The organism is Daejeonella sp., assembly GCF_030695525.1.
Lineage (GTDB): Bacteria > Bacteroidota > Bacteroidia > Sphingobacteriales > Sphingobacteriaceae > Daejeonella.
Genome location: NZ_JAUYSS010000066.1, coordinates 1 through 16064 on the forward strand (window position 1 = coordinate 1; position 16064 = coordinate 16064).

The window sequence follows — 16064 nt, forward strand, 5'->3', positions numbered from 1 at the left end:
CTATCCCCCAAAAGCAGTCCCGCACTTGCGGGATGACCAAGGCACCTAGGGATTGAAGTCCCGATAGCCATCGGGATTGGCCTTCAAACCTGAGCCGCCCTTCAGCGGCAAAAGCATGAACACCTTTAAAAACATCAAAAATGGTGAATAACGAATTCGCCCCCCGGCAATGGAGGGAGGAAAGGTTGAGAGGGGGCCTCTTATTTTGAAATTAGCTAGAATGTGAGTCTGTTAAACCTTTATAGAGATATTATGCCCGGTACAGAATTTAACCGGACAGCAATGATTCTCCACTCTCAATTCTCAACTAATTAAATATCCCAGGTTTCTCCCTTAGCTTTCGCGATTTTCCTTCTTTTCCGCTTATCAATATGAACCAGTAAGGCAGGTAACAGAGTCAGGTTGGATATCAGGGCGATGATCAGTGTAATCGACAAAAGTAATCCCAGAATCATAGTTCCTCCAAAGGTTGAAGCTGTAAAAATCCCGAACCCGAAAAATAGAACGAGCGCAATATAGGTCATGCTTACCCCTGTTTCACGGATGGTGTCTGAAATAACCTTTGAGGTTGTGAAATCCGTCGACTGTAATTCCTGTTGATATCTGGTCAGGAAGTAGATTGTTTGGTCTGATGCAAGTCCGAAAGCAATCGTAAATATCAGGATAGTTGAAGGTTTAAGCGGGATATTGAAAAAGCCCATCAGTCCCGCGGTAATTATCAAAGGAATAATATTGGGTAATAGCGAGATAAACATGATCCGGAGGTCTCTGAACTGGAACAACCTGAGCAATGAAATCAGAACAATTGCCAGAAGTATACTTTCCATCAGGTGTTCCAGCATATAATCTGTTCCTTTCGAAAAGATGATGCTTGAACCTGTCAGTAAGACATCAAATTTATCCGGACTAAGAATTGAGTCGATACGCGGTTTTAATTCTTCCATTAAAACATTCATGCGTTTTGAGCCGACGTCAGCCATCTGAAAACTCACTCTTGCCACCTGTTTATTGCTGTCGATAAAGCCTTTCATCATATCGCTGTTCCCACCCGAATTGGCGAGGTAAGACAGGACAAAGTTCTTCTCCATATCATTAGGAATGCGGAAAAACTGGGGATCACCGTTATAGAAAGCCTGAGAAGAGTATTTTAATGCTTTATTTAATGAAACTGAACGTGAAAACTCAGGATAGGCTGAGATCATTTCCTCCATTTTGTCCACCCGTTTTATGGTCGTAAGATTCAAAACCCCATTCTTTTTCCGGGTATCAATGCTGACTTCCAATGGCAATATGCCCTCAAAATTCTTTTCAAAGAACTTCAGGTCGCGGTTAATGGGTGAGTTTTGAGGGAGATCATCAACAACATAACCGTTAACATTGATCTGCATTACCCCAATCATTGAGATCAGGGAAATGATAATAGAGAAAACATAGATCAAATGACTGCGCTCATGTACCAGAAAGTCGGTTTTTACGAGCAGTTTATGCAGAAAACCTTTATCATGATCTTCCTGTGCTTTGAGTTTCGGTACAGGAAGATAACTGAAAATGATAGGGATGAGGCAAAGGCAGATAAACCAGGTTGCCATGACGTTCAAGGCAGCAACAAGGCCAAACTCAACAAGTAAGGCACTCCCTGTGAAAAATAATACACCAAATCCAATTGCTGCCGTTACATTAGCAATCAATGTTGTCTCTGATATCCGTAATATGGTGACATGCAGAGCCTTGTCTTTATCGCCATGCTTTCTCAGCTCATTATGATATTTATTCAGGAGCAGGATACTGTTGGGTATTCCAATAATCACAATCAGAGGAGGAATCAAACCGGTGAGCATCGTAATTTCATAGCCAAACATTACCAGTGTTGCCAGGCTCCAGATTACTCCAACAATTACAAGGATGATTGGGAACAGAACCGGATATAGTTTTCTGAAAAATATGAACAGAATGATTGCAGAGACCAGGATTGAAAGGCCAAGAAACAGTACAAACTCCCTTGATACGAGCTGGCTTACCGCCGTACGGATAAAAGGAAGACCGGAATAATGTACTTCTACATTGTGTTTTTTACTCAACACATCAGCTTTTTCCAATATTGTTTTGATAATTGGACCCCGCTTTGGCGTATTCAGGATCTTATGATCAAAATTAATTGCCATTAATGTCGCATGACTTTCCTTATTATAGATTAATCCCTCGTAAAAGGGCAGATCGTATATGCGATTTTTAATGCTATCCATCTCAGAATCGCGAAGCACAGCCCCAGCACTAATTTGCTTTAATACGAATCGCTTATTTGTAGTGTCTTTTTGTAGATCGTACAGGTTGCCCACAGAAAGTACCTGCTTGATTCCTTCCATTTTCTGCAGTTCCGATGCCAGTTTACTCCAGTCATTAAACAATTCCTTGCTCATTAACCTGGGAGTACTTATCCCCAGAACCATCATATTCCCGTCTTCCCCAAACTTGCTTTTGAAATCATTATAACTGATGAAAGCAGAGTCGGTTTGCGGCAGAATTTTGCTTCCGGTATAGGATAGTTTAACAAAGCTGGCTTTCCATGCCATGAACAGGGTTAAAACGAAAAATAGTACAAGTATTAAAATCCGGTTTGAAAGTATAATTTTGGAAAAGTTATTCCACATGCTGCGCTTTTTAGGATAATGGCGAATTCAGACCGCAAAACTACAAAAATTCTTAATTTGGGCTTTGATTAATATGATAATTCGATATCTGCCAGTAAATTAGACCTAATTGAATACTTAAGTATTAAATTTTAATCAAGTATGAAGAAGTTTTTTGCCGGATTTGGTTTTGCCTTCAATGGGATAATGTACACCTTCAATACCCAGTTGAATTTCAGGCTGCACTGCTTTGCGGCGATTATTCTCGGGCTACTTTGTTTTTATCTCGAATTAAATAGAACTGAATGGCTCTGGATAATAGCCGCAATTGCCATTGTCTTAATGGCAGAACTTGCAAATACCGCTATTGAGAGCCTTGTTGATTTGATCTCCCCGGAATATAATATCAAGGCAGGCCTGATCAAAGACATTGCTGCTGGAATGGTGCTGATAGCAGCTATCATGTCACTTGCGATCGGAATTCTGATTTTACTTCCAAAGATCATCCATGCTTCATAAAACCAGGGGAATTGTATTAAAAACCACAAACTATGCTGAAAGCAGTGTAGTAGTACAGGTTTTTACTCAAAAATTCGGTTTGCAATCCTATCTGATCAACGGAATCAAGCGTCCTAAATCAAAGATCAAGCTAAACAGCCTGCAGCCATTACACCTTTTGGATATGGTGGTTTATCATAAAAGCTCAGGAAATATTCAGCGCGTTTCGGAGTTAAGGCACCTGCCGGTATTTTTGAGCATCCCCTATGATATTGTAAAAAGTTCAATTACCATGTTTTTAAATGAGGTGCTTTACAAGTCACTCAGGCAGCATGAATCAGATGTAGTTCTTTTCGAATTTCTGTTTCATGCCATAGAGATTCTTGATGGCATTAGTAAAGGCGTTTCAAATTTTCATCTGTACTTCCTGCTCCGGCTAAGCCGTTTTCTGGGATTCTATCCCGATACTACTTTAGCCGGCAAGGCTGATTTCTTTGACCTTAAGAACGGGTGTTATTCAAAAATGCAGCCCCCTCACGCGCTTATCCTTGAACAACCGCTAACAGTCCTCTGGACCACAATACTGAATGCTAAGTTTGATAATCTGGATGAACTGAATATTTCTTCGGCGCAGAGAAAACAGTTGCTGGAGAAGATTCTTGAGTATTATAGTTTGCATATTGAAGGCTTCGGACAGGTAAGATCGCATGAGGTTTTGGAGGAGGTGTTGGGGTGAGATATGAGATATGAGATGTGAGATATGAGATATGAGATGTGAGATTTGAGATGCGAGATTACATTTCTTGCGCAACTACAATGTCTTTTTAAGCTTAAATTGCTTTTGGCATCAGGTCTTGGGAAGAATTGAAGTATAAATTAGATTCTTCGCTGTGCTCGATTTCATTACTAGCCATTCATTTATCTGAATTGGTTTCCGTGTTACATTGTCTATAAACATGTGACCCCTTCAGGGTCATCTATAAGTATTCAGCACTCAGATGGGAGAGGTGAGGGAAAAGTACTAATTAAGCACAATCTCTACCAACAACCAACAACTAAGAAACAACAACCAATACCCATTTTCAACTATAATTTTGAAATGTAATTTTTTTGTTATTACATTGTACTGTATTTGAGAAAGTTAACTGCCATATTTTTCCTTCTGTTGTTCCTGTTTAATATTGCGGGATACAAGGGGCTTTTCTTTTTTCTAACCCAGTCAGCGGATGAGCGTCTGGCAGAAAAGATAAAAGATGGCAGTGATTTGGATAAAGATCTGATTATGGTTAAGTTTCCTTTCAATGTGCCCTACCTCTCTGATTCCAAAGATTTTGAATCAATGGAGGGTGAGGTGAATGTTAAGGGGACCATCTACAAATATGTAAAGCGTAAAATTTCCCGGGATACACTTTTCCTCATCTGTATCGAGAACAAGGAAAAAACTTTGATCGAAAAGAAGCGGGCTGAGTATTTTAATAAGGTAAACGACCTGGATGCGAACACCAGTAAAAAATCAGGAGCCAAACAGGTTAAAGTGGATTACTACTTCAATAATGCTGAGACTTCCCTAATAGACTTGTATGTGCTGGATTTCAAATCTCCACACAGTTTTGTGAAAGGTTTAATACATAAGGGACATTATTACCTCTTTTCACCTCCTCCGGAGTCCCTTCTTTCTTAATATTTTCAGGTTTATCAGCTAATTCCAATGAGCAGGGCTTATTGGGTTTGAACTATTTAGTAAAATAGGATCCTGAACAATTAATTCCTTACTGTTTTCCTGTGTGTCTGAAGGCTTTCGGGCTCTTTTTTCACAGTTTATCAGCTGTCAATTGCTTTAAATGCATGATTTAAAGGGATAAGCATAATGCTTATTACTCGCTTATCGTTTTTTTGTGCATTAGATGATGCGATTTAACAGGATACGGCAAGGCTTTTAAAATTATTTATTAAGAAGCGAAAATGCCACATATTTCTTTAGAAGAGCATTTGCCCGGAATTACGGGCTTGCTTGAATATCGATTGGATACTGCCTATCCAATCAGGGATCTCACCCAGATATTATTGAGGGGTGAATCAACTTTAACACAGGCAGAACGGGAACTTATTGCAACCGTAGTATCTGCGGGAAACGAATGCAAATTTTGTACTGCCGCCCATACTGCCGCAGCCGATATTCTACTTGGTGAATGCAATACCACCCAAATGGTTCTGCAAGACCTTGAAAATGCACCGGTGAGTGATAAGATGAAAGTTCTGCTGCAAATTGCTAGGAACGTCCAGGTCTCCGGTAAAAGAGTTAGTCCGGAAATTATTGAAAAAGCAAAAACCCTGGGAGCCACAGATCTTGAAATTCATGATACCGTTTTGATCGCCTCTTTGTTTTGCCTGTACAATAAATATGTGGATGGCTTAGCCAGCATCACACCTAGTGACCCTGCATTCTACCAAACGTTGGGAAACAAAATCGTTAATCAGGGATATCTCAGATCCCCGCAATTAATTAAAAAACCTTAAACCAAATTTTATGAAAACAAGCTTACTATATATATTATTCATTGTACTTTTTATACCAGTTGCAGCATTTTCTCAGGGAGGAGTTGCCAGAGGAACAATCACAGACAATGAAAGTAAAAGGCCAATCTCAGGAGCAAGTATCTCCATTAAAGGCCTGCTTGCCGGTACCATTACCGATGCTGAAGGTAAATTTCAGATAAGTACAAAATTGCCTTTACCGATTACATTAATTGTTTCCGGACTTGGTTATGTGCGTCAGGAGATCCTCATTACAGAGTTTTCAGACAAGATCAAGTTGGCCCTTTCGCCTGCCTCCACCCAAATGGATGAAGTGGTCGTCTCGGCTTCAAGAGTTGAAGAAAACATCATGCAATCGCCTGTAACGGTCGAGAAAATGGATCTCAGAGCTATCCGTGAAACACCTTCCTTCAGTTTTTATGAAGGATTGCAATCCTTGAAATCATTGGATGTGGTTACCAGCGGACTGAATTTTAAATCCATCAACACCCGGGGTTTTGGGGGTATCGGGACCGGTCGTTTCCTTCAGCTTGTAGATGGAGTGGATAATCAGACTCCGGGATTAAACTTTTCTGTCGGTAACCTGTTCGGACTTTCGGATCTGGATGCCGAAAGCGCAGAGCTGATTCCCGGAGCTGCTTCAGCACTTTACGGACCGGTAGCCTTTAACGGGGTGCTGATGATGAAAAGCAAAGACCCTTTTCAATACCAGGGTTTAAGTGTGCAAAGCAAATTAGGTGTAAACCATTTGAATGATTCCTATACGGATGCGGCTCCTTTGTACGACCTGACGATGCGCTATGCAAAAGCCTTCAACAATAAGTTTGCATTCAAAACCAATGTTTCTTATTTCAAAGGCCTGGATTGGTATGCAACAAACTACAATGATATCGACCAGAATACTCCCTTAGCATCCCGTGGTGCCTCCAATCCCGGAAGAAATGCACTCAATATTTATGGAGATGAAATTGCTCAAACCATTACAGGAATCGGCCGTGTTTCAAGAACCGGTTATGAAGAACGGTATTTAACGGATTATAAGGTCGATAATTTTAAGATGAATGCTGCCCTGCATTATCGTCTTTCTGATAACCTGGAAGCTATTTATCAATATAATTTTGGACAGGGTACTGCCAATTATACCGGTAGCAGCCGCTTTTCGATCAATAATTTCACCCTGCAGCAACACAGAGTGGAACTAAAAGGTAGTCAGTTCTTTATCAGGGCATATACCACTATTGAGAACTCTCATGATTCTTACAATCCGCGTACACTCGGACAAAAAGTAAATCAGGAATGGGTGCAGGATCTGAATGGGAATAAAGTAAGTCCAAATGTAGCAGATGCAACCTGGTTTTCACGTTATGAAGCGGCCTATAAAGGGAACATCACCGGAGTAACGGCAAATAATCACACCATTGCGCGTGGATTTGCTGATCAGGGCAGATTTTTACCCGGCTCGGCCGAATTTGAGGCCATGAAAGAAAAATACCAGTTTATTCAGGGTCTGACTGGAGCGGGAATATTCAGTAACAGTAAACTGTACCATGCTGAGGGACAATATGATTTCAGCAAGGCTATTAAATTTATGGACGTGCTTGCCGGTGGTAACCTCCGGAAGTTCGACATGTTTACGAACGGAACCCTGCTGGACGATAAAAACAAGGACATAACAATCAGTGAATACGGAGCATTCCTGCAGTTGTCCAAACTGCTTTTCGAAGATAAGTTTAAAATGGTTGCCTCTGCACGCTATGATAAGAATGAAAATTTTAAAGGAAGTTTTACACCAAGGGTTTCAGCCGTTTTCTCGCCGGTAAAGAACCATAATTTCAGGGCTTCCTTTCAGACCGGATTCAGGAATCCAACTCCTGTCGACCAGTACATCAAATTATTTGTAGGTCCGATCACCATCCTTGGGGGAACACCTGAAAACAGTGCAGGCCTACCCGCTTACAGTAATTCATATACTGCAAGTTCTGTAGGTGCCTTTGGTGCTGCCTTCGGGGCTGCTGTCGGATCCGGAACGCCGCCTCCAACGGCTATTGCTAATAACAAGCACCTGCTTCAAAAGTCTAATGTGGCTTATATCAAGCCTGAGCAGATAGAAAGTTATGAGATTGGTTATAAAGGACTAATCAGTGAGAAGCTCTTTATTGATATCAACTATTATTACAGCAATTATGAAGACTTCATCCTGAATCAGGTTGTTATCAGTCCCACAAGCCCTGTTTTAGGTGCTGATGGTACTCCTAATCCTGCTGCCGCTATGGATATTCTGAACGGTCAGAGACAGGCTTATCAATTATATACCAATGCTTCGGATAAAGTGAGTGCGCAAGGCTCATCTCTGGGATTAACTTATTATTTCCCTAAAAGCTATCAGTTGACAGGGAATAGCACCTGGACCTCCTTTGATCTGAAAGGGGCAAATCCAAATAATATCCCGGCTTTCAATACCCCGAAATTTGTCTCAAACCTGATCCTTAGCAACCGGAATTTATTTAAAAATATGGGTTTTAGCATGAATTATCGCTGGCAATCGGCATTCGACTGGGTTGGATCGTTCAGCGATCTGCAACCTGGCAGGATAGAGGCTTATGGTCAGCTGGGAGCTCAGGTTAGCTTTAAAATACCGGCTGCAAAATCAGTTCTAAAGATTGGGGGCACTAATCTGAGCAATAAGTACAATGTGCAGGCATTCGGTTCACCGGCAGTTGGCGGTGTTTATTATGTCTCTCTAACTTTTGATGACCTTTTAAAATAAGATCATGTCAGTAACACGGATTGATACCGGACCTCATCCCCCGGACAGAAATCTTTTATTCGCCATTTGTGTGGTCTGCTATGCCTTTGGTGGGTATTTTTCAACCCTGATGCCAGTTTATCTTCCTGTGGTGGTTAAAGAACTGATGGCTGATGTGGATGCTGATGATCTGAATGAGGTCAGTGCTTACATCGGCTCCATGTTCCTGCTGGGCTGGACCTTTGGCGGAATATTATTTGGCTTTTTGGGAGATCAGATCGGCAGGATCAGAGCTTTTGTAATTGCAGTATGCTTGTACGCAGTGCTGAATATCCTGATCAGCTTTTCAAATAGCTGGCAGATGGTTATACTACTGAGGTTTTTCTCTGGATTGGGGGTTGGGGGTACACTGGTACTGGCTACTATTCTGGTCGCCGAGGTCTGGCCTGCGAAATCAAGAGCTATCGCACTGGGTATTCTGGCAGTCACCTTTCCCATTGGAATTATTTCAACGGGAATTGCCAATAATTTCTTTTCCGACTGGCGGCTGGCATTCTTACCCGGTTTTATCCCATTGCTGGCGGCATTTACTGCCTTAATTCTGATCAGGGAATCAAAAGAATGGACGCAGTTAAAACAGCAATCACTGAGTAAATTAGAGCCCTCAAAATACCTGGCCTTGTTCGAAAGCCAAAATAAGAAGAATCTGATTCAGGGCTCTCTGATCTTTGGATCGATGATCATCGGCCTCTGGGCTATATTTTCATGGATGCCAACCTGGGTGCAAAGTCTGTTCCCTGATCCTGGACAGGGTCAGATAGAGCGTGGGATTACGATGATGATTCTGGGAAGCGGAGGAATTGTAGGAGGCTCCCTTTCAGGGTTTCTGATCAATTATCTGGGGCATCGGAAAACCTTGCTGATTACTTTTGCAGGTTGTTTTGTGATGTGCTTCATCATTTTTAAAACAAATCAAACCTTCAGCACGATCATCTATCCTGAATGTGCTTTACTGGCACTTTTCTTTGGTATTAGTCAGGGGACATTGTCTTCCTATCTGCCCGAGCTGTTCCCGACAAAGATTCGTGCGACCGCTACCGGCTTTTGCTTCAACATCGGCAGACTGGCAACGGCAATAGTTGTATTCTTCGTAGGAGCACTTGTCCATGTTATGGGCGGTTATGGAAATGCAGTACTGGTTTTTTCAATCACATTTTTAATAGGTCTGCTGGTTACATTTTACTCTCCGGAGGCCGTAGCTCATTCAGACTCAAGCTTAAATAAAAATTTATAATGGCACATATCAACGTACCCGAAGGGGTTCCCGGAATCAGGAGCCTCGTGATGTTCAGACCTGAAACTGGCAAGCCTTTGTATGAGCTTGCCCAGGCCTTACTTCGTGGCCCTTCCACGCTATCGGAAGCCAACAGGGAATTAATTGCAAGTTTTGTTTCTTCAAAAAACGATTGTATGTTCTGCATGAGCAGTCATGCTGCCGCGGCGCGTTATCTATATAAGGATCAAAAAGGAATTGTTGACTTTGTTTTGGAGGATTATCAGAATGCTCCAATTCCGGAAAAATTAAAGGCCCTGCTCAGCATTGCTGCTAAAGTTCAGCAGGATGCAAGGACGGTCAGCCCCGAAGATATTTCAAATGCGAACAAAAAAGGCGCTACCGAGCAGGAAATTCACGATACGGTTCTGATTGCGGCAGCCTTCTGCATGTTCAATCGTTATGTGGATGGATTGGCGAGTCTCACACCTACTGGGCCCGAAGTTTATGAAGCAATGGCAGAGCGGATGGCCCAGGGTTACACTTTACCTAAACAGCAATAAAATGGCACATATTGATTTAAAGAATGATCTGCCGGGAATCAGAGGTTTAATGGCCTTCGATCCCCAGGCGGCTGATGCACTTAACGGATTAGCAAATGTACTCTTGTGCAGGGAAAGCAGCCTGACGAAAGGCGAACGTGAAATGATTGCGACTTATGTATCCTCCCTTAACGACTGCTTATTCTGTCAGAGTGTTCATGGGGCAGTTGCTTCCGCACATTTGGAGGATACCGATGGCGACTTGATTAAACAAGTGAAAAGTAATTTTGCGGAAGCGCCAATCTCAGCCAAAATGAAAGCCCTGCTTGGAATTGCCAGTCGCGTACAGCGGGGTGGAAAAATGGTTGCGCACCGGCAAATTCTGGATGCCATTGCCGAAGGAGCAACAGACCAGGAGATTCATGATACCGTTTTGATAGCAGCAGCCTTCTGCATGTTTAACAGGTATGTTGATGGATTGGGAACCTGGGCACCCGAAGATCAGCAAATTTACAAGGATAGAGCACCCGGAATTGTGGAGGGAGGATATACCCACCCCGGGCAAAATACTTAATAAAGTACACCAGAGGTGTTTTGACAACATGAACATCATAAAAATGTTGATTTGGGATATTATATGGAATATCCCTGAAATTTTCCCCCGGCCCAGATACTCCGGCAGCAATTTTACCGTAAACTTTTATTGCTGTTGCTGATATCAGCCGGGATGGAAAACATAAAAGCCTTCAGAGTAATGCTGAAGGCTTTTATGTTTTTAATTACTGAAATAGGAGTCCAGCCGACCCCGACGGTGGTCGCATGTTTATAGAAAGCATTTGGAATGTTTTTCGACCCCGATTTCTATGATTTCCCAAATGATTTTTTTTACGGCTGAATCATACTAATCATCTAATCACAAGAATCACAGTTCGGACAGTGTTTCAATGATTGTCTGAACCATGATTTATTTGATTTTTGAGATTATTATGATTGTCTTTTTTCAAGCTTGAATCCTACCAATCCTAAAATCCTATAAATCCTAATAGTTTTTTCATTCATTTTCTGAACTGTGATGTATTTGATTTTTGGGATTATTATGATTGTCTTTTTTCACAGCTTAATCCTACTAATCCAATAATCCTTATACCAACCGGATATGCGGCTGAATCGCATATGCACAGCATGCATAGTAAATGTGATGAACCGGCTAATATTTGTGATGAGTCACAGCTTTATATTACTGTTGCAAATAGTGTAATACAATGATATAGTACCCAAATTTTAATTTATATTTAAATAACGATCTACCCCGTTAGCTATGCCTTTATTGCAATTACTATCGAATAAGCCCGCCCGAACGGTTTGGCCGGCCGGGCTATTATTGACTATGTTTATGTTGGCGAATATGAGTTTTGCCTATGCCCAGGATAGTATCCTGTTAAAGCAGCAGGCAGCCCATAAGAGCCGGGAATATATATCCATTGACGTTCAACCCCTGTTCAGAACGGGCACTAGCATCACCAGGACAACTGATAAGGATGTCATGAAATGATTGAATAGCCCCGGATTTTCGGTTGGCGTAGACTATCAGAGAGTGAGCCAGAGTGGCTTTACTTTGGTCTCAGGTATACACTTTCGAATGATTCCGGTTGCTTACAGGTTCAACATTGATTACAATGATTTTCCTTCCGGAGGTCCCAGTACTTCCAATTTTGGGCAAACCAATGTCAACCTCGTAAACGGACATATCTATTTTCCGATTCAAGCTGGCTATACCTCAGCAAAAAAGATCGGCAAATGGCATCCTTCAATTATGGCGGGAGTTAATCTAAGTCAATTAAATGAATACGGTTTACAAAGCGGCTCCTCTTATTCCGATGATTCACATGTTAATCATCCTATACAGAATATCCGGGTTAATTTTCCTGAACATAAGCCATGGTTAAGCTATACGGTGAATGCACGGGCATCAAAAACTTTGAGGAACGGCAATCAGATCTTTTTTGGAGTCAATGCCAACTTTTCAGGTGTTAGGTATAACAGCGGACAATATAACCTTTACCAGACTAGCGGGAAGCAAAGTGGAACATTCAGTGATACAGGCAGTTATGTGGCTTTACAGTTCGGCTACTCGCTGGTAAGAAGATATAAGGAACCTGAAAAATTCAATCGATGAACATGTTTAGATTTTTGGCTTTTATGCTGCTGCTGATACCCTTTCAAATAGTCAAGGGCCAAAGTTCTATAGAGTTTCGTATCACGCCGAACCTAAGTGCTAAACCGGAAATTGTGAACCCATCTCCTGCAAGAATCAGCAGCCCTTTGAAAATTGCTTATGATCTTGGAGCAACTTATACTTATATGCTTAACCAGAAGTGGGGGATTGGTGCAGGAGTTACCCTAGGCTCGGTTGTTTATGGTATTGATTTCGTCGCACCAAGTACAACCTTCGGTACAAAGCAGGACAAGGGTGACATATGGTGGAGTAATTATTTTGATCCCTATCATTATCATGCGCTGTCAGCCCGTGCCTTACGTCAATTCAATTTAAATGAACGCACCTCTGTCCGGATTGTTGCGGAGCCTTCCCTGCGGTACTATAGTTACAGCGCAGATAACTATGACGGTTTCCAAACTGGATTTAACCGTGCTGTTCCTTTTGATCCCGATGTGCCTTCTACTTTGCCGGCCGATCTGCTGGTGGACATCCCCGCAACAGGTCATAGGTTCGATCTGAACATCGCTTCCTCCATAGGAATAGAAAGAAGCTTAGGTTCGGGGAGTAGCTTAGTGTTTGGCATAAGGAAGAGCTTTGGACTCAAGCCAATTGGAGCAGGGATTTTACTAGTTCAGATGAATGACAAAATGAATAAGGGGACGTTCAATACACGTCCTGGTTTTTTCGGCATGGATCTGATTTATAAATATAGTTTTTCAAAAAATACTGACGGACCGGATAAAATCCAGGTTTCGCCCTTAGACGGAAAATACCGGAAGGTCGTTTTTGCCGAATTAGCTGGAAATGGCTTGACATTGACCGCAAACTACGATATGCGCCTTAATCGGAACAGAAATGATGGTTTTGGTATCAGGGCAGGAGCAGGCATGGTCCCTGATAAATATTTCGATGATTATATAACTGTACCTCTGGGGATCAACTATATTGTTGGCCAAAGAAAGCACGGTTTTGAAAGCGGTTTGGGAATTACTCTTCTGTATAATGTTTCCGGTAACGAAAATTTCTTCATTGATTTGGATGCGGATGAAGCTCATCCCAAATTAACTTCAGCAGAAATACTAACTGTAGGGTATCGTTATCAGGCAACAAGAGGCTTGATCCTTAGAGCAACCAATTCTTTTATGTATATCGGAAAGGGCTATTTTTATCCTCCCTTATGGCCTGGCATATCGGTCGGGTATAGTCTAAATAAACAATTAATCCTGCCCTCTCCGAAAGAAAAGAAACAAAAGGAGTTTGTGGCTAAGGCACCGCCCGGAAAATATCGGAAGGCGATTTTTGTTGAGGGAGGGGGCAATGGCCGCGGGCTCTCCGGGAATTTTGATATGCGTTTAAGGGCCGGACGAAATGACGGACCGGGTTTCGGGATAGGAGTGGGTTACGCAGGTACATCCTACGAGAACAATGAGCCTGGCACCCATTTGTCAGTTCCACTTTCTTATAATTATATCTTCCGGAATGAACGTAGCGGCATTGAAACAGGCTTAGGCGTGACCCCATCGTTTATAGTAAATAAATCTACTCAGGGACCCGATCTGGATTTGGCTGTCGTAGCTAATCTTGGTTACCGCCTGCAACCACTCAGGGAGGGTTTACTCTTACGTGCGATGTGGACACCAACTTACCTTGACCGGCGCGTGAGATCGTGGGCGGGCTTATCTCTTGGTTATAGTTTCAGATAGAAAAAAGATAGCAGATAATCTAAGCTTATCCTATTTGCAGGATCAGGATCAGCTATGCTCGGTTATCTTTCGGACGCTTCATGCTTTTTGCGCTTAAATCATACTAATCCTTTAATCCTAAGAATCCTAGCTCATACAATTTTTTCCCATTCATTTTATCTCAAATTCGGCACCTGAAATTATCCATGATCAAATTCGCACTTTTAACTTCTATTTTCCCTTTGGTAGGAATCATGTTTTGCCACACCCAGTTATAGTGCTCAATTACTTTATCTGCAGTAAGGTGAGGCCTGTCACCTGTTGTGTGCCCGTCTTTGACAACTACAATATTATAGTCCTTAGCTAATGCGGATTGAACCGTGGCTTCAACGCAAAAATCAGTTGCACAACCTGTTATATACAGTTTATTGACATTTAAGGCTACGAGTTTAGATTGCAGTTGTGAATTGTAAAATACGTCATTGGCATACTTGCCAATCATCATATCGGCAGGAGATACAGACAGCGTGGTTAATAGCGCCCATTCGGGAGTATTGGGTATATACTCATTCATCTGCGTACCGTCATGCTGAATGAAAATCACCGGTAAGCCCAGTTCTCTAAAGATTTGAGCAAGTTCATTGATCCTGTTTACTACCCCTTCTGTATCGAACCGGGATGTTTTAGATGTAAAAGAGCCTTGTTGCATATCAATTACCAGCAGAACTTCATTTCCTTTCATTGTCATAATTTTTGCGCTATGATGAAAAAGATAGATTGTTCTATAGCTGTAATCTCACAAGGCAAGGTCAATATTATTGTTCTATTTTAAGATGGAATTTTCCTTCAGATATAATTTTGTGCGTTTTAACATCGTTCTTGAAGTTATAAGCTGTCCCTGAAAAAGTTCCGCTAACGTATGAATCTGTTCTATCGGTTAACTTAAATATTAAATCAGTATTCCCAAATTTAGCTGCTTTTGCGTCAAGTGTACGATATTCGTCTAAATAGTTATTGCCTTCATTATATAAGAAATAACCCAATGTATCTGACTGGTTTTTGTTGGTGATGATCAGATTCTTATTAAAGATCATTTTACCATTTGAGAATGTAAATTCGATGAGAGGATAAGGATTTCTATCCTTACGCACTTGCACAACCATCAAATTGGTTAATGGTTTTGAGATGAATTTCACACCTTCCGTATAGGTAAGTAGTTTTTCGACACCATCCACTTTAAATTTAACGTAATAGGCAAGTGGTTCTGGTTCTGCTTCTTTGCCTGTTTGGTCTTTCTCACATGATGTTATTATGGCGAAAATAAAAATGAAAACAAGGGCATAAAAAGTCGAATATTTCTTCATAGATAAGGTATGGATTGGGAACTGTTTCAAACCCTAAAATAGATAAATAATCTGTATGAGGAAGTGATAAGCTTTGTTGGAAGTAGAGTTTCCATCGATTTGCCAAATTGATTTTCCAATATTAAAGACTAATCCTACCAATCCTACAATCCTACCAATCCTAATCCAGGTAGCTTTTTAATTAATTGTCTGAACTATGATTTATTTGATTTTTGGGATTGCAATGATTTCAAAATACCTTAGCCCATCACCCCACCAAGTACCTTCCATCATCGTGACTTCTACTTGAAAAATTGCTCTCAGGGCACAAAAAAGGGCTGATTCACGATGAATTCACGAAGGAGTCAAGTAGAAAACCCAATGTTGATCTAACCATGCATCCCATTTTGACCGGTAATCGGTCAATTTCGGTCAATTTCGGTCAAAATTTCGGTCAAAATTTCGGAATCTGCCTGCCTGTCCTCAAGTTTGTTCTGGGGTGGTAAATAATTAACAGATTTTTTAACAATTAAAATATTAAATAATGGGGACATACAAAAACGGCGTTTTGGGGCCATTCTCCGGTAAGATCGGAACAGT

Annotated in this window: 14 protein-coding genes; 11 read left to right on the forward strand and 3 right to left on the reverse strand. The window is 41.4% G+C overall.

The window, feature by feature from the left end:
- Nucleotides 1-311: 311 nt before the first annotated feature.
- On the reverse strand, nt 312-2648 hold the full coding sequence (locus Q8S11_RS15325) for an RND family transporter (RefSeq protein WP_305663002.1): 2337 nt from the start codon (nt 2646-2648) through the stop codon (nt 312-314).
- Nucleotides 2649-2789: 141 nt separating this feature from the next.
- Between Q8S11_RS15325 and Q8S11_RS15330 the strand changes: the two genes are divergently transcribed.
- The 11 genes from Q8S11_RS15330 (at nt 2790) to Q8S11_RS15380 (ending at nt 14142) form a co-directional block, all read left to right on the forward strand.
- Nucleotides 2790-3146, forward strand: coding sequence for a diacylglycerol kinase family protein (locus Q8S11_RS15330; RefSeq protein ID WP_305663003.1), 357 nt, complete (start codon nt 2790-2792; stop codon nt 3144-3146).
- Nucleotides 3136-3861, forward strand: coding sequence for a DNA repair protein RecO (gene recO, locus Q8S11_RS15335; protein WP_305663004.1), 726 nt, complete (start codon nt 3136-3138; stop codon nt 3859-3861). The genes Q8S11_RS15330 and recO overlap by 11 nt, the downstream gene beginning before the upstream one ends.
- A gap of 396 nt (nt 3862-4257) precedes the next feature.
- The gene (locus Q8S11_RS15340; RefSeq protein WP_305663005.1) at nt 4258-4806 is read left to right on the forward strand and encodes a hypothetical protein; all 549 of its coding nucleotides are present in this window, start codon (nt 4258-4260) and stop codon (nt 4804-4806) included.
- A gap of 281 nt (nt 4807-5087) precedes the next feature.
- On the forward strand, nt 5088-5642 hold the full coding sequence (locus tag Q8S11_RS15345) for a carboxymuconolactone decarboxylase family protein (protein WP_305663006.1): 555 nt from the start codon (nt 5088-5090) through the stop codon (nt 5640-5642).
- A gap of 10 nt (nt 5643-5652) precedes the next feature.
- Entirely contained in the window at nt 5653-8427 is a 2775-nt protein-coding gene (locus Q8S11_RS15350; protein ID WP_305663007.1) for a TonB-dependent receptor, read from the forward strand.
- A gap of 4 nt (nt 8428-8431) precedes the next feature.
- Nucleotides 8432-9700, forward strand: coding sequence for an MFS transporter (locus tag Q8S11_RS15355; protein ID WP_305663008.1), 1269 nt, complete (start codon nt 8432-8434; stop codon nt 9698-9700).
- Nucleotides 9700-10242: a carboxymuconolactone decarboxylase family protein gene (locus tag Q8S11_RS15360; protein ID WP_305663009.1), complete on the forward strand. Its 543-nt coding sequence runs from the start codon at nt 9700-9702 to the stop codon at nt 10240-10242. The genes Q8S11_RS15355 and Q8S11_RS15360 overlap by 1 nt, the downstream gene beginning before the upstream one ends.
- Before the next feature lies 1 nt (nt 10243).
- Nucleotides 10244-10795, forward strand: coding sequence for a carboxymuconolactone decarboxylase family protein (locus tag Q8S11_RS15365; protein ID WP_305663010.1), 552 nt, complete (start codon nt 10244-10246; stop codon nt 10793-10795).
- An 831-nt stretch (nt 10796-11626) separates the two neighbouring features.
- A complete protein-coding gene (locus Q8S11_RS15370) occupies nt 11627-11773 on the forward strand; it encodes a hypothetical protein (protein ID WP_305663011.1) in 147 nt (48 codons plus the stop codon).
- Nucleotides 11774-11860: 87 nt separating this feature from the next.
- On the forward strand, nt 11861-12397 hold the full coding sequence (locus Q8S11_RS15375; RefSeq protein WP_305663012.1) for a hypothetical protein: 537 nt from the start codon (nt 11861-11863) through the stop codon (nt 12395-12397).
- Nucleotides 12398-12399: 2 nt separating this feature from the next.
- Nucleotides 12400-14142, forward strand: a complete 1743-nt coding sequence (locus tag Q8S11_RS15380; protein ID WP_305663013.1) for a hypothetical protein — start codon at nt 12400-12402, stop codon at nt 14140-14142.
- Nucleotides 14143-14302: 160 nt separating this feature from the next.
- Here the strand turns inward: Q8S11_RS15380 and Q8S11_RS15385 are convergent, their stop codons facing one another.
- Nucleotides 14303-14863 carry an isochorismatase family protein gene (locus Q8S11_RS15385; protein ID WP_305663014.1) on the reverse strand — a complete coding sequence of 187 codons (561 nt, stop codon included), beginning with the start codon at nt 14861-14863 and terminating at the stop codon, nt 14303-14305.
- 73 nt (nt 14864-14936) lie between these two features.
- Nucleotides 14937-15485: a hypothetical protein gene (locus Q8S11_RS15390; protein ID WP_305663015.1), complete on the reverse strand. Its 549-nt coding sequence runs from the start codon at nt 15483-15485 to the stop codon at nt 14937-14939.
- Between the last annotated feature and the right edge of the window lie 579 nt (nt 15486-16064).

Bases quoted from the DNA above. Each gene is read 5' to 3' on its own strand.
- Q8S11_RS15325 (WP_305663002.1), bottom strand. From the start codon at position 2,648: ATGTGGAATAACTTTTCCAAAATTATACTTTCAAACCGGATTTTAATA.
- Q8S11_RS15330 (WP_305663003.1), top strand. From the start codon at position 2,790: ATGAAGAAGTTTTTTGCCGGATTTGGTTTTGCCTTCAATGGGATAATG.
- recO (WP_305663004.1), top strand. From the start codon at position 3,136: ATGCTTCATAAAACCAGGGGAATTGTATTAAAAACCACAAACTATGCT.
- Q8S11_RS15345 (WP_305663006.1), top strand. From the start codon at position 5,088: ATGCCACATATTTCTTTAGAAGAGCATTTGCCCGGAATTACGGGCTTG.
- Q8S11_RS15350 (WP_305663007.1), top strand. From the start codon at position 5,653: ATGAAAACAAGCTTACTATATATATTATTCATTGTACTTTTTATACCA.
- Q8S11_RS15355 (WP_305663008.1), top strand. From the start codon at position 8,432: ATGTCAGTAACACGGATTGATACCGGACCTCATCCCCCGGACAGAAAT.
- Q8S11_RS15360 (WP_305663009.1), top strand. From the start codon at position 9,700: ATGGCACATATCAACGTACCCGAAGGGGTTCCCGGAATCAGGAGCCTC.
- Q8S11_RS15365 (WP_305663010.1), top strand. From the start codon at position 10,244: ATGGCACATATTGATTTAAAGAATGATCTGCCGGGAATCAGAGGTTTA.
- Q8S11_RS15370 (WP_305663011.1), top strand. From the start codon at position 11,627: ATGAGTTTTGCCTATGCCCAGGATAGTATCCTGTTAAAGCAGCAGGCA.
- Q8S11_RS15375 (WP_305663012.1), top strand. From the start codon at position 11,861: ATGATTCCGGTTGCTTACAGGTTCAACATTGATTACAATGATTTTCCT.
- Q8S11_RS15380 (WP_305663013.1), top strand. From the start codon at position 12,400: ATGTTTAGATTTTTGGCTTTTATGCTGCTGCTGATACCCTTTCAAATA.
- Q8S11_RS15385 (WP_305663014.1), bottom strand. From the start codon at position 14,863: ATGAAAGGAAATGAAGTTCTGCTGGTAATTGATATGCAACAAGGCTCT.
- Q8S11_RS15390 (WP_305663015.1), bottom strand. From the start codon at position 15,485: ATGAAGAAATATTCGACTTTTTATGCCCTTGTTTTCATTTTTATTTTC.